Origin of the sequence: Solwaraspora sp. WMMD791 (assembly GCF_029581195.1) — a bacterium.
GTDB lineage: Bacteria > Actinomycetota > Actinomycetes > Mycobacteriales > Micromonosporaceae > Micromonospora_E.
Map to the genome: position 1 here is coordinate 3,502,141 of NZ_CP120737.1, position 13,799 is coordinate 3,515,939.

The following is a 13,799-nucleotide window of genomic DNA, read 5'->3' on the forward strand; positions in this document are numbered from 1 at the left end:
GGGACTCCCCCACCATGCCACCATCGAGCAGTCCACCGGATCCGGCTCCCCGGTTCGGCGTGGAGGAGGAGTTCATCGTCGTCGACGCGGCCAGTCGGGCTCCCGTACCACAGGCGGGCCAGATCGTCCGGGACGCCGCGCCGTACCTGGCCGACCGGGTCGCCGGCGAGATCACCCCGCTGCAGGTGGAGACCCGCACGGCACCGTGCGCGAGCGTCGCCGACCTGGTCTCGCAGCTCACCGGGGCCCGCAAGGTGATCGCCGACTGTGCCCGGTCGCGTGGGCTGCGCGTCGTCGCCAGCGGATCCGCGGTGATCGCCGGCCCGGTCCCACCGCCCATCACCGTCGGGCCCCGACAGTCCCGGGGCACCGAGACGTTCCGGGGCCTGCACGACGAGGTGGCGATCTGCGCGTTGCACGTCCACGTCGAGATGCCCGACCGGGAGCTGGCCGTGCAGGTCGGCAACCATCTACGGCCGTACCTGCCGGTGCTGCTCACGTTGACAGCGAACTCGCCGTACTGGGACAACCGGGACTCCGGGTACGCGAGTTGGCGGACCATGACCTGGTCGCGGTGGCCGGTGGCCGGTCCACCGCCGCTGTTCGCCTCGGCCACCCACTACGAGCAGGTGGTCGAGTCGCTGCTCGCCGCCGGCGCACTGGTCGACCGGGGCACCGTCTTCTGGGACGTCCGGCCGTCGCACACCAAGCCCACGCTGGAGGTCAGGGTCGCCGACAGCGCCGTCACCGCCGAGGAGTCGGCGCTGTACGCGGCCGTGGTGCGGGCACTGGTCACCCACCTGTCCGCAGCGGTACGCCGAGGCGAGCCACCGGTCGACGTACCGGTCGAGCAGCTCCGGGCGGCGTACTGGCGGGCGGCCCGCGACGGCCTCGACGGTCACGGACTGGACCTGTTCACCGGTCGGCTTCGGCCGGCCGCCGACCTGGTCGGCGCGCTCATCGACACCGTCGCACCGGTGCTGCGCGACCAGGAGGCCCACCCGTTCGTCGTCGACTGGTGGGGGCGGGTCCTCGCCGAGGGCACCGGTGCCCGCCGGCAACGGGCGGTGGCGGCCGACAACGACGGTGACGCCGCCGCCGTCGTCGACTGGCTCGCCGACCGTACCGCGGACTGACCCGGCAGACCGGCGGCGGACCCGGCGGGCGGCAGCAGCACGGCCGCCACCCCACACCAGGAGCGCAATTCCGAACAATCACACGGTCACGCGGTGGCGCATGCTGAGGTGGCGACCCGACTCCGGCTGGAGGACCGTTGACCACCCCGTTGCAACTCGACCGGCTCGAACCGGCGGTCATGAGCCGTACCGCCAGGGACTTCGCCGACCGGATGGCCGCCCGCCGGTCGGTGCGGGACTTCTCCGCCGAGCCGGTGCCGCTCGACGTGATCGACGAGGCGGTCCGGGCGGCCGCGTCGGCACCCAGCGGGGCGAACCTGCAGCCGTGGCGGTTCGTAGTGGTCACCGACCCGGCGCGCAAACGCCGGCTGCGGCAGGCCGCCGAGGCCGAGGAGTGGGAGTTCTACCACCGGCGCGCCCCCGAGGAGTGGCTCACCGCCATCGCCCCGATCGGCACGGACTGGGAGAAACCCTTCCTGGAAGTCGCCCCGGTGGTGATCGTGGTCTTCGAGGTGCACCAAGGGCCGCACACCCCGAAGCCGTACTACGTCAAGGAGTCGGTGGGCATCGCGACCGGGATGCTGATCACCGCGCTGCACCTGGCCGGGCTGGCCACCCTCACCCACACGCCGAGCCCGATGCGGTTCCTCAACGAGATCTGCGACCGACCCGCCGAGGAACGCGCCTGCGTGGTGATGCCGGTCGGCTACCCGGCCGACGGAGTCACCGTGCCCCAGCTGGAGCGAAAACCACTCAACGAGGTCCTGGTCCGGCGGTGATCCCGCGCCCGGCGCGGCAGCGATCCAGCCGGCTCCGGCGGTGGCCGGTCAGCGCGGCAGGTCCTTGGCGAGATGGTCCTGCAGCGGCAGGACGTGCCGGTCGGGGCGGCGCCACTCGGCCAGCAGGTCCTCCAGCAGGTGCAGTTCGTCGACCAGCTCACCGTGGCGGTAGCGGCGCAGCACCGGGTGGATGAAGGCGCTCTCCGCGGCCCGGTCCGGCTGCGGGTGACGCTCGATGGCGAACACGTCGGGGTACGGCTCCCGCCCCCAGCGCAGCCCGAACGTGTAGCAGTACTCCTCGTCGGCGAACCGCGTCACCACGAGATCCTCCGGCAGGTCGTGGTAGTGCCGGGCCTGCCCGGTGCCGGGGTCGACGACGACCGCGTCGACCAGGAACTCGAACTGGGTCCACAGCGCGGAACTCCAGTTGACCCGGTCCAGCAGAGCGCCGGTCAGCGTCTCGGCGTCGGCGGGCACCGTGTCGAAGGGCAGGGGTACGTCCTCGTACCGCTCGCGCAGCAGTGCCGTCAGGGTACGCAGGTTGTAGCGGAAGCCGTCGACGAAGGCCGACGAGGCCTTCTTGAAGTCACGGTCCTGGGCGATGGTGCCAGCGAAGTAGAGCCCGTCGACGTCGACCGACTGCCAGTCGGGTGCAGTGGCCGGCATCCGGCCGCTGGGCACCAGTTGGGGCCGGGCACCGGCGCCGAACACCGAGGTGTCCATGGCGAAGCCGGTGCAGCGCAGCACCGACTCGTAGTCCATCACGGCGGTCTCGCCGTCGGCGTGGGTGTACGTCAGATGCACCCGGTAGCCCTCGCCGGTCGGCACGATCTCGTCGATGACGCAGTCGAGCACCGAGTGCAGCGTCTTGAACTGGTAGCTGTCCATCACCGCGCCGTGGTGTCCACGTACGTCGCCGGGGTGTTTGGTGTTCCAGGCCAGCCGCATCGGCCGGGGGCTGGCCAGGTGCACCATCGAGGCGTGGCCGAGGATCGCCGACGCGGTCTCGAACGCCGAGTTGCCCTTGCCGAGGATGAGCACCCGCTGCCCGGCGTAGTCGGCCGGGTCGGTGCTCATCGACTCGTACCCGACGGCGTGCTGGATGCCGGGGACGTCCGGGATGTGGGGTCGGCCCCAGCCGGTCGCCATGATCAGGCAGTCGGCGCTGTAGACCCGGTCGGCGGTGTGCGCCAGGAACGTCCCGTCCTGCTTCGTCACCTTGTCGACGGCGACCCCGTAGTGGATCGCGAGCCGGTGGTGCGCGGCGAAGTCGGCGAGGTATCGGACCATGTCGTCGGCGTTGGGGTAGTACTGCCTGCTGTAGTCGGCGAACGGCAGGTCGAACGGCTCGTGCAGCAGCGAGTTCCAGTCCCAGCGCAGTCGGATCTCCGGGTCGGCGCTGACCGTGTGCACCTTGTTCAGCGAGATGAGCCCCCGGTGGCGGGGGAACCGCCGGAAGAACTCCCCCGGCGCGTCGGCCCGCTCCACTGTGACATAGTCGCAGCCGGTCTGCTGCAGGTAGTAGCTCAGCTGCAGGCCGGCCGGGCCGGCGCCGATGATGAGGTACCGGTGGTGCTCGGTAACGCCGGACGGGTGCGTCATCGTGGTCTCCCCGGGGTCGGAATATCCACGACGATCGAGCACCCGCGCCGGACGGTCAATACCGCGACCCGGTATTTCCCCGTCCGATGAGGAGCGAGGTTCCCGGTTCGTCAGTCGGGGTCGTCAGTCGGGGTCGTCAGGCCGGTAGGTCATCGGTCGGCCGTCGCGGGGCCGCAGCCAGAGCATCAGGATCACGCCGAGCAGCACCACGCCGTCGATGATCAGCAGCGTCGCGCTGAAGCCGTCGATCTGGTGGGCGTGCGCGGACACCTCGTCGACGCGGGCCTGCCGGTCGGCGGCGGCGAGCGGCGCCGGCGGCACCCCGGTGCCGACGCTGAAGCGGTACGCGTCGGAGGCGCTGCTGCCGTCGGGGAAGGTGACGTGGTACGCCACCGTGTAGTCCCCGGCGGCGGGCAACTCGACCGGCAACCGGATCCGGGTGGGCGTGGGCTGGTCGAAGCCGCCGCCGGTGAGCCGCCGACCGTCGGCGTCGAAGACATCCAGATGCGACAGTTCGGGCTGGACGGTGTCGCCGAAGGTCACCGACACGGCCGTCGGCGGCTCGGCCAGGACCGCCCCGGCCACCGGTTCGGCGGCCACCGCCGCACGCTGGGCCACCACCGCCGCGGGCTGGGCCGTCACGTCCGCCGGCCGGTCGTCGGCGTGGGCCGGGCCGGGGGCGACCGTGAGCAGGCCGACGAGGGCGGCGAGGGCGGCGGCCCCGGCGGCAGCCACAGGTCGCCGCCGTCCCCGCCATCGCCGCCGCCGTCCCCGCCGGACCGGGTCCAGGTCGGGCCGCATCCGGATCAGGCCGTGTGCGGGGCGAGCCGCTGCGCGGGCGTACGGTGACCGGCGCAGCTGCAGCTCATCTGCTGCCGCTCGGTGGCGTTCGGCCGCAGGTGCAGGTACATCGCGATCAGCATCGGTACGAAGACCACCGAGTTGTAGAACAGGTGCAGCTCGACCCGAGGAATGATCAACTGCACCACACTCGTGACCACCGGCTGGCCGAAGAAGATCGTCCCGGTCTGCGCCTGGATCAGCAGCAGCAGGTGTTCGATGTGATGCCAGAACTGGATGGCCAGCGCGATCGTCCACCAGGTGCGCGCCCGGCCGGTGAAGCCGCGCCGGAGCAGGAACAGGAAGGCGAGCATCACGATGGCGTAGCCGTAGTGCAGCCATTCGGAGGTGACCAGCCAGGGGAACCACTGGCCGAGCACCCCGCGGGCCTGCGGCCGGGGATAGCCGAGGACCCAGATCTGGTACGCCTGCACCAGGTGCTCGGCCCAGTGGGCGACCACCACGGCGAGAAATCCGTTCAGGGCCAGTTTGTGGTGGGCACCGTTGAGCCGCGCCAGCAGCCCGCCCGGCGCGGCGGCGACGTCCTGAGCCATGAGCGCGCACCTTCCGTGAGGCAGAGATTGACCAAGTGTGATGAAACTATCGGACCGTGGCGGGCAACTCTTCTCCCAGACTGGGCAATTGCCGGGTCGTAGTTGGCGCATGACTGATGCACCGGCATTTGTCGCAACACTCGGCGAAGGCTCGGATGCGGTCGAGGGCACACGAACAGGACGACGGGGCGCAGCCCGTACACCGGGCACCGCCCGCCCGTCGAAGCGCAGGGCGGCCCGGTCCGCCCGGGTCGGCCTCACCTAGACTGACGGCCATGTCGAAGGTGCTGCGAAAACTGCCTGTTGGTGAACGGATCGGCATCGCGTTCTCCGGCGGCCTGGACACATCCATCGCGGTCGCGTGGATGCGTGAACGCGGCGCCGTCCCGTACGCGTACACCGCCGACGTCGGCCAGTACGACGAGCCGGACCTCAGCGACGTGCCCGACCGGGCACTGATCTACGGCGCCGAGAAGGCGCGCCTGGTCGACTGCCGCGCGGCGCTGGTCGAGGAGGGCCTGGTCGCGCTGGCCTGCGGCGCCTTCCACATCCGCTCCGGTGGGCAGACGTACTTCAACACCACCCCGCTCGGGCGGGCCGTCGTCGGCACCATGCTGGTGCAGGCCATGCAGTCCGACGACATCTCCATCTGGGGTGACGGTTCGACGTTCAAGGGCAACGACATCGAACGCTTCTACCGGTACGGGCTGCTGGCCAACCCGGGGCTGCGGATCTACAAGCCGTGGCTGGACGGCGCGTTCGTCTCCGAGCTCGGTGGCCGGCTGGAGATGTCGCACTGGCTGGCGCAGCGTGACCTGCCGTACCGCGACTCGGCGGAGAAGGCCTACTCCACCGACGCCAACATCTGGGGCGCCACCCACGAGGCGAAGCAGCTGGAGCACCTCGACACCTCGATCGAGATCGTCACCCCGATCATGGGGGTGCCGTTCTGGCAGCCGGACGTCGACATCGCGACCGAGGACGTCACCGTCGAGTTCGCCCACGGCCGCCCCGTGAAGATCAACGGCCAGGGCTTCGCCAGCGCCGTCGACCTGGTGCACGAGGCCAACCGGATCGGCGGCCGGCACGGGCTGGGCATGTCCGACCAGATCGAGAACCGGATCATCGAGGCCAAGAGCCGCGGCATCTACGAGGCCCCCGGCATGGCGCTGCTGAACATCGCGTACGAGCGGCTGCTCACCGCCATCCACAACGAGGACACCGTCGCGGCGTACCAGATCGAAGGCCGCCGGCTCGGGCGGCTGCTGTACGAGGGCCGCTGGTTCGACCCGCAGGCGCTGATGCTGCGGGAGAGCCTGCACCGCTGGGTCGGCTACCCGGTCACCGGCAGCGTCACCGTCCGGCTGCGGCGCGGCCAGGACTACTCGATCGTCGACACCACCGGGCCGCACCTGAGCTACCACCCGGACAAGCTGTCGATGGAGCGCAGCCACTACCCGGCGTTCAGCCCGGACGACCGGATCGGCCAGCTGACGATGCGCAACCTCGACATCGCCGACTCCCGGGACAAGCTGGAGCAGTACGTCGCCGACGGCCCGCTGCTGCCCGGCAGCGGACTGATCAGCGAACTGCCGTTCGGCGGCGCCACCGACATCGTCCGCACCGGCGGTGAGGACGTGTCGGTCAAGCCGGACGCGTTGGACCGGGCCGCGATCGAGTCCGGCACCGACTGAGACCAGCAGGCCGGCGGGGGTGCACCGACGTGTCGGTGCACCCCCGCCGGCGTACTCAGCTCGCCGGCGTACTCAGCCGGTGGCGATGCCGATCTGCTGGGTGATCGTCGCGTCGGTGATCTCGGTTTCCCGGGCCAGCAGCATCGCCTTGCTGAGGATCACGGCGAGCACGGTGTCTCCCTCGAACGGCAGGAACGCGTCGTGACGGTCATCACCGGGGCGCGTCGCCGACCGGTCCGGCACGATGCACAGGTAGGTGTCGTTCGGGCTCATCAGGATGTTCCCCGACCCCAGGTGGATCTTGTAGGTGCGCAGCTCACCCCGGACCACCAGGAACCGGCCGTCGATGCTGGCCCGGGCACCCACCGCCAGCCGGGGCAGCAGCCGGGCCAGCAGGTCCCGGCGGGTCTGCGCCGTCGCCGACAACTCCCCGAAGCTGTACGACGACCAGTAGTCCCGGAACCGGCCCGCCGGCCCGCCATCGGACCAGGTCGGGTCGTTGCCGACGCTGGCCACCCCGACGAACAGGTCGACGTCGCGCAGCACCTCGCTGAACACCAGCGGCGGCACCTCGTGCAGCGGCATCGGCACCACCGGGGCCCGTTGCGCCCCCCACCGGCCGCCGGTGTAGCCGCCGCCGCTGGCGTGCGCCACGTTGCCGGGGGCGTCGATCGGATAGAACCGCACCTGGTCGGTGACCAGCCGCAGGTACGTACCGCTGTCGGTGGTGTCGACGCCGTAGTCGTCGCCGATGCCCTCCACCCAGTACTCCGCCCGCAGCCCCCACTGCGGCAGCTGCCGCACCGTCGGCGGATACGTGTCGTCGACCATCAACCGCAGCTTGTCCGCCCAGCCCCGGGCGGCGGCGAGCGCATGGAACTGGTGCTGGCGCAGCACGTGCCCGGCGAACCGGTTCGAGTAGGTGCCGGTCGACTCCTCCGCCGGAGTCAGCAGGTACACCTCCCGGTGGGCCTGCTTGAACGGCTGCACCACCCGGTGGCGTTCCAGCCACTCCCGCCAGGCGAGCACCTCCGGCACCGGCCGCCCGATCGGATGCCACAGCTGCACCACCGCGTCGTCGGCGGCCGACACCGGGGTGTCGTCGACCGTCCGCAGCGCGCCGTCGGCCCAGCCGCACACCACCCCGTCGACCAGCCACAGCAGCCGCCGGGCCAGGACGCCGACCACCGGATGGTCCAGGTAGCGCTCCCGCCACACCGACAGGCTCCAGTCGCGTCGGGCCAGGAAGAGCCGGTCCAGCCGGGCCGACTGCGCCGCCAACATCCCGGAAACGTCCTTCGCCAGCGCCTTCACGTCGGCCACGACCTGCGGATGGTCACGCCGTACCGCCGCCGGAGGCGACTTCACCACCCGGCCGGCGTCGTTGTGCCAGGTCACCGCGACGGTGCTGGCGCCCGCCGACAGCTCCACCCGGCAGCCGCCGACCGTCACCTCGTGCCGACCGACGTCGGTCAACCCGTAGTCGGGGACCGCCAGCTCCTCGATCTCGTCCCGGCCGATGCCGAGCGCGGCGGCCCGCGCGTCGAGCGCCTTGTCGACCTCGTTGCGGGTGCCCTTGTACGTCAGCCGGGCCGACAGCCGGGCCAGCTGGGCCAGGGCGGCGTCACCGTCGAGGCGGCCCAGCACCCCGACCGCCGCGTTGGCGATCTTCGGGCAGGCCGGCCCGACCCCCGGCAGCCGCCGCAACATCACTTCGACCAGTACGCCGAACAGGCGTACCTGGTCGGTGGTCGGGCCGGTCAGCTCCACCAGCCAGAGCAGGCCCCGCAGCACGTCGGCGTTGCCGGCGTCCGGCACCTGCTGCGGGGTGGCCGACGCGGCGGTCAGCCACCGGTCCAGCACCGTACGGGCCTGCGCCGGGTCGGCCTCGGCGAGCAACTCCCGCGCCGTCTTCAGCCAGGCCGCCGGCGGGCGGGCGGCGGTCGCGGTGCTGGCGTGCGCCAGCAGCCGGGGCCAGGCCGGGCCGAGGGTCGGCAGCTCGGTGAGGATCTGCGCGGCCCACGGGTCCACCGGCTCCAGCGGTACGCTGCCCCGCTCGGCGAGGAACTGCCGCAGTCGGGGGCTCTCCCCCGACCGCAGCTGCACCCATTTCAGTACGTCGTCCGGCAGCCCACTGGTGGCCTGCAGCCGGCGCGCCACCAGCTCCAACGCGGTCGGCGGCAGTGCGTGCGGCGCCAGGACGACGAACGCGCCCAGGGCCTCGGCGTCCTCGGCGGACAGGTCGTCGGGCAGCCGCCGGGCCAGCTGCGACAGCAGCTCCGTCGCCGCCCACGGCAGGTGGCGACCGTCGAGCCGGACGTCGATCAGGGCACGCATCAGGCGTACCAGATCGGGCCGGGACAGCGGCCGCAGCAGCGCCCGGTGCTCCGCCTTGTTGACGACCTGCCAGGCGTGCCGGTAGAGATAGCTGGCCAGGCCGGGTACGTCGGCACCGGCGACCAGCTCACGCAGCCGCTCGGCGCGCCACGGCTCGGTGTTGCCCGTGATCGACATCAGCCACCGACCAGCGGTACGAGCTTGAGGAACGTGACCTCGGTGTCCCGGCGCAGGTCGACCTCGTCGTCGAGGTCCTCGACCTGCCGGTCACCGACCAGCACCACGAACCCGTTGCGGCGGAACGCCGTCTCGGCGAGCGCGACCTGGGTGTCCGGGTCGACCCGGGGGCGGCGGCGGGCCGCCGGGTCGCCGTTGAGTGTCTGCTCGACCGGGGTCGGCGCCACCAGCGACCGGTTCGGCACGACCCCTTCGGCGGCGTGGTACTCGGCCACCTCCTGGTGGATCCGCCGACGGATCAGCTCCCGCAGCGTCAGTCGCTCCTCGAATATCCGCAGCGCCCAGGCCGGGGTACGGGCCCCGGCAGTGCTCTCGTCGACAAAGGTCACCATCGCCATGGCGCCGCAGTCTAGGTCCGCCCTGCGACAACCAGCCCCGACCGACCCCGGTGATGGCACAATCTGGGCCGGGCCGCTGGTGGACACGGTCCAGGGGTCGTCGATCGCGAACCTGAAGGAGCTGCGTCCAGGAGCCGTACGGATCCTGGACGCCTTCGACCCCTGGCGTTCCAGCATCCTGCTCGTCGCTGGCGACAAGACCGGCCGGTGGAACGAGTGGTACACCGAAGCCATCCCACTGGCCGAACACCGCTACGAGATCTACTTGAAGGAACGCGCCGAGCAGGAGGGGGAACCGTGATGGGCTACACGCGTTGGAGCGACGTCCGGAGTGCCTATGTCGAGCGGGCCGGTGGTGAGGAGGCGGTCGAGGCGGGCAAGCGGGAGCTGCTGGCCACCGTCGTCGGGCACCGCCTCGCCGAGGTACGCAAAGCCCGAGGTCTGACTCAGCAGCAGGTCGCCGACCGGATGGGCGTCACCAAGGGCCGGGTTTCCCAGATCGAGCAGGGCAAGATCTCCGGGCAGGATGTGGTGGCCCGCTACGCCGCCGCGCTCGGTGGCCGTCTGCACCAGGCCATCTACTTCGACGACGGCGACATCGCCGCGATCGCCTGACCTGCGCTCCCCGCCCGGAAGCTTCAGGCTGCAACGGCGTTGGATCTAGTCATGGGTGAGGGTGGCGGTTGGGCCGCGATGCGGGAGCGGCGGTTGGCTGAGCCGGGTGCCGCTGAGGCGTACGAGGCGGCGCGGTTGGCGTTCGAGCTCGGTCGTTCGGTGCGTGAGTTGCGTGAGCGTCGTGGTTGGAGTCAGACGCAGTTGGCTACGGCGTCGGAGATGACGCAGTCTGCGGTGGCCCGGTTCGAGGCTGGCGGGACGGTGCCGACGCTCGTGGTGCTGGAAAGACTGGCGACAGCGCTGGAGGTGAGCCTGAAGGTCGGTTTCGAGCCCCGCGACGCCGCCACCTAGCAAGGTAGCCGGCTGGTCAGGGTCGTGGGGTGAGGCCGATGGTGGTGGCGAGGCGGGTCAGGTCGGGGGTAGGACCGGTCCGTAGGAGGGTGGTGATGACGGTGTGGGTGGTGGGTCGGGTGCGGGTTTCGGCGGGGGCGGTCTGGTCGGCGGTGATGATGGCGTGGGAGGCGGCGGTGGGGTTGCCGGTGTCGAGGTAGGCGTGGGCGATGTCGATCAGGTGGGCGGCGCGGTGTTCGGCGGGTAGTTCCCGCCAGCCGTGGCTGGCGGTGGCGTGTTGGTGGTGAGTGATGGCCTGGCGTGGGTCGCCGAGGGCGGTGGCGATGTGGGCTCGGGCAAGTTCGACGGCGGTGGGCCCGAAGCCGGTGGTGGTGTCGCTGTCGTCGGGTCGCCGCTGGCGGTGGCTCATGGTGGCGGCGAGTTCGTCGGCCCGGTCGGTGAGTTGGTGGGCGGTGGTGGGGTCGTTGCCGGTGGCGGCGGCGAGGGCGGCTTCGATGAGCAGGGTGCCGGTGAGGGCGTGGTCGTCGGGTGCCGGGTGGTCGGTCGCGGCCGGGTCGATCAGCGGTACGGCGGTGAGCGCGGCTTGGATCGCGAGGGTGGGTCGGTGCAGGGCGCGTAACGCTTGGGTGAGTGGGATGGCGGCTGCGGCGGTGTGCCAGGGGTGGCCTGCGGCGGTGGTGATGGCGCGGTCGGCGGCGAGCCAGGCGAGGTGGGCTTCGTCGAGTTTGGTGAGTAGGTGTGCGGTGAGCCGGTAGACCCGGGTTTGCAGGTGGGCGGCGTCGGCTCGTGCCGTGGTGGTGTGGCGGGTGTGGGTGAGTAGGTCGGGCAGCATCCGGAGGAGTTGCGGGTAGTGGGCGTGCTGGTAGGCGGTCCAGGCGTACTGGATGCGGTGGTGCAGGTCGGCGGCGGACGGTGTGGGTTGGTCGGGGGTGGGGGTGTCGTAGCGGGCGAGGGCGGCGCGCAGGTGTTCGACGGCGGCGGCCGTGGTGTCGGTGGCGGGTTCGGGTCGGCTGCTGGTGGTGGGGGCGAGGATGGTTTCGGGGGTGACGCCGAGGACGGCGGCGACGGTGTGGATGACGGAGATGCGGTCGAGGGAGCGGATGCCGCGTTCGACCTTGTCGACCCAGGAGTGGGATTTGCCGATGCGGTCGGCGAAGACCTGCTGGGTGAGGCCGCGTCGGGCGCGCAGTTGGGCGATCCGCCGGCCGATGGGTAGTTCGGTGATGCGGTGGCGGCCGGGCGCGGTGGTCATTGGTGCAGGCTGCGGTGGATGGCTTCGGTGGTCTCGCCGCAGCGCGGGCACCACCGGGACTTGACCCGGAATGTGAACAGGCCGAGCAGGAAGCCGGGCATCAGGCCGGCGAAGACGATCGGTAGCAGTCTGGCGATCACGAGCACTCTCACCTTCTGGCGAGGCCGGCGGGTCGGAGCGTTGCCGCGCCCCGACCCGCCGACCCGTTTCACCGGTTTCGGATTCGGGTCACCGCCGGAATCCGATGTACTCAGTTGACCTCAGCCGGGTGGTGGCGGGAGGGGGTGCGCGTGGTGCGTATCGGTGCGGATCAGTGTCGGGGCAGCCTGCCGGATACCAGGTTCGCTACTGTGCGTGGGAGCGACCACTACGGGTGAAGGGTCGATGCGGTGGCGGTCAGCGGGAACGGGATCACGCGCTTATTGGCCGAGGCGGGCTGGCAGCCTGAGCAGCTTGCCCGGCGGCTGAACGAGTGCGCCGAGCGGCACGGTCGTGCGGAGCGGCTGCACCTCAAGACGCCGTACAAGTGGAAGAAGGGCGAGGTGCCGCGTAGCCCGTGGCCGTCGCTGACCGTCGCATTGCTGTCAGAGCAGGTGCAGCGGACGGTCACCCTCGATGAGCTGGGCTGGCCCGATGACGGCTTCGACGCCGCACCTGCGTCGGCTGGTCTGGAACTGTCGTGGACACCTGCCGGGGCCTTGCAGGCAGCCATGGTCGTGAACGAACCTGAGACAATGACGCACCGACGGATGTTCCTCGCTCTGCTCGGTTCCGCGCTGACGTCGCCGGCACACGAGTGGATCATCGCCCAGCAGCCGGCCGACGTCGCCTCGGCGACCGGCCGGCCGCTGTCCGGTGAGGTCGTCGACCACTTGGACACCGTCACGTCGAGCCTGCGGCGGATGGACGACCACCTCGGCAGCGGCCAGACGCTCGGCCTGGTCCGTCAGCACCTGGCGACCGTGGTCGCGGTGCTACGCGAGCGCCGCTACACCGACTCGGTGGGGCGGCGACTGCACGGCACCGCCGGTGAGCTGATGCGCCTCGCCGGCTGGCTGTCGTTCGACGCCGGCAACCACAGCCAGGCGCAACGGTTCTGGATCGCAGGCCTCTACCAGGCCCACGCCGCCGGTGACCGTGGCCTCGGCGCGAACATCCTCGGCTTCATGTCCTGCCAGGCGAAGGACCTCGGCCAGCTCCGGCAGTCGATCACCCTCGCCGAGACCGCACGGGCCAGCTACCCCGCCACCAGCCCGAAAGTCGGAACGATTCTGGACCTGCGTGCCGCTGAGGCGTACGCCAACAACCACGCCGTCACCGACACCCGCCGTGCACTGGACAGCGCGTTCGACCGGCTCACCGACGAACGCCCGGAACACGGCGACCCCGACTGGGCGTACTGGATCAACGAAGCCCAGGCTCACGCCCAGGCCGGCTACTGCTACGTCAAACTCGAAGACTGGACCCGCGCCCGCGAACACCTCCGGGCAGCGCTGCGGCTGCAGGACAACGAGTACAGCCGCGAAGGCGCGCTGCGCAACGCCCTGCTCGCCACCACCTACGTCCGACAGGACCAACCCGAACTGGACAAGGCACTCGCCCTCGGCGACCAGGCCGTCCAGACCCTCACCGGGCAGGTCACCTCCGCCAGATGCATCAAGCACGTACGCAACCTGGTCGGCGCACTCAGCCCCTACCGACGCACCCCCGCCGTCCGCCGCTTCTGCACCGACACCAAAGACCTCATCGCCACCTGAGAACGCTGCGCGACTCCAAGGCCCCCGCCGCCAGAATGCTGACCTTCGCCCCCCGCCGCTTGGACCACCTTCACCACCACCCTCAAATCCGACGGCATGCGCCGACGCATCAACCTCAATCTCTCAGTTCCGCGCTGACGTCGCCGGCACACGAGTGGATCACCGCCCAGCAGCCCCCAGCTCAGACATCGCGCCGGCGACCGGCAGACAAGTCGTTCATCCCAGCCTTGCTTAACGCACCCGCAACCATGATCAACCAACTCCGATTCACCCCTGCCGACCGAGCCATGACTCACGACGCTTGGTG

The 13,799-nt window shown here is 70.9% G+C and carries 13 protein-coding genes and 1 pseudogene; 7 read left to right on the forward strand and 7 right to left on the reverse strand.

The annotated features are described in order from the left end of the window. Positions 1-14: 14 nt before the first annotated feature. Complete coding sequence (locus O7623_RS15420) at positions 15-1,136, forward strand: glutamate--cysteine ligase (protein ID WP_282223746.1); 1,122 nt, start codon at positions 15-17, stop codon at positions 1,134-1,136. Between the two features lie 179 nt (positions 1,137-1,315). Next, entirely contained in the window at positions 1,316-1,915 is a 600-nt protein-coding gene (locus tag O7623_RS15425) for a nitroreductase family protein (RefSeq protein WP_282229424.1), read from the forward strand. A 48-nt stretch (positions 1,916-1,963) separates the two neighbouring features. Here O7623_RS15425 and O7623_RS15430 read toward each other — a convergent pair whose 3' ends face one another. The 3 genes from O7623_RS15430 to O7623_RS15440 form a co-directional block, all read right to left on the reverse strand. Then, a complete protein-coding gene (locus tag O7623_RS15430; RefSeq protein WP_282223747.1) occupies positions 1,964-3,517 on the reverse strand; it encodes an NAD(P)-binding domain-containing protein in 1,554 nt (517 codons plus the stop codon). A 123-nt stretch (positions 3,518-3,640) separates the two neighbouring features. Then, positions 3,641-4,252 (reverse strand): copper resistance CopC family protein, encoded by a 612-nt coding sequence (locus tag O7623_RS15435; RefSeq protein WP_282223748.1) that lies wholly within the window; start codon positions 4,250-4,252, stop codon positions 3,641-3,643. Between the two features lie 71 nt (positions 4,253-4,323). Beyond that, the gene (locus O7623_RS15440; protein WP_282223749.1) at positions 4,324-4,911 is read right to left on the reverse strand and encodes a hypothetical protein; all 588 of its coding nucleotides are present in this window, start codon (positions 4,909-4,911) and stop codon (positions 4,324-4,326) included. A gap of 275 nt (positions 4,912-5,186) precedes the next feature. Between O7623_RS15440 and argG the strand changes: the two genes are divergently transcribed. After that, a complete protein-coding gene (gene argG / locus O7623_RS15445) occupies positions 5,187-6,605 on the forward strand; it encodes an argininosuccinate synthase (RefSeq protein ID WP_282223750.1) in 1,419 nt (472 codons plus the stop codon). 72 nt (positions 6,606-6,677) lie between these two features. Here argG and O7623_RS15450 read toward each other — a convergent pair whose 3' ends face one another. Next, the gene (locus tag O7623_RS15450; protein ID WP_282223751.1) at positions 6,678-9,119 is read right to left on the reverse strand and encodes a DUF4132 domain-containing protein; all 2,442 of its coding nucleotides are present in this window, start codon (positions 9,117-9,119) and stop codon (positions 6,678-6,680) included. Continuing rightward, complete coding sequence (locus O7623_RS15455) at positions 9,119-9,517, reverse strand: hypothetical protein (protein WP_282223752.1); 399 nt, start codon at positions 9,515-9,517, stop codon at positions 9,119-9,121. Before O7623_RS15455 ends, O7623_RS15450 begins: the two co-directional genes overlap by 1 nt. Positions 9,518-9,590: 73 nt before the next feature. On the opposite strand from O7623_RS15455, the pseudogene O7623_RS15460 reads away from it, so the two are divergent. The 3 genes and pseudogenes from O7623_RS15460 to O7623_RS15470 all read left to right on the forward strand — a co-directional run. After that, positions 9,591-9,818: pseudogene (locus tag O7623_RS15460) on the forward strand (type II toxin-antitoxin system RelE/ParE family toxin); the annotation flags it as partial. Then, complete coding sequence (locus O7623_RS15465) at positions 9,815-10,132, forward strand: helix-turn-helix transcriptional regulator (RefSeq protein WP_282223753.1); 318 nt, start codon at positions 9,815-9,817, stop codon at positions 10,130-10,132. The pseudogene O7623_RS15460 and the gene O7623_RS15465, both read left to right, overlap by 4 nt. Positions 10,133-10,183: 51 nt before the next feature. Beyond that, positions 10,184-10,483 carry a helix-turn-helix transcriptional regulator gene (locus O7623_RS15470; RefSeq protein ID WP_282223754.1) on the forward strand — a complete coding sequence of 100 codons (300 nt, stop codon included), beginning with the start codon at positions 10,184-10,186 and terminating at the stop codon, positions 10,481-10,483. A 16-nt stretch (positions 10,484-10,499) separates the two neighbouring features. Here the strand turns inward: O7623_RS15470 and O7623_RS15475 are convergent, their stop codons facing one another. Continuing rightward, positions 10,500-11,735, reverse strand: a complete 1,236-nt coding sequence (locus O7623_RS15475) for a helix-turn-helix domain-containing protein (protein ID WP_282223755.1) — start codon at positions 11,733-11,735, stop codon at positions 10,500-10,502. Beyond that, positions 11,732-11,875 (reverse strand): hypothetical protein, encoded by a 144-nt coding sequence (locus O7623_RS15480; protein WP_282223756.1) that lies wholly within the window; start codon positions 11,873-11,875, stop codon positions 11,732-11,734. The genes O7623_RS15475 and O7623_RS15480 overlap by 4 nt, the downstream gene beginning before the upstream one ends. 249 nt (positions 11,876-12,124) lie before the next feature. Between O7623_RS15480 and O7623_RS15485 the strand changes: the two genes are divergently transcribed. Continuing rightward, the gene (locus tag O7623_RS15485; RefSeq protein WP_282223757.1) at positions 12,125-13,492 is read left to right on the forward strand and encodes a hypothetical protein; all 1,368 of its coding nucleotides are present in this window, start codon (positions 12,125-12,127) and stop codon (positions 13,490-13,492) included. The last annotated feature ends 307 nt before the right edge of the window (positions 13,493-13,799 follow it).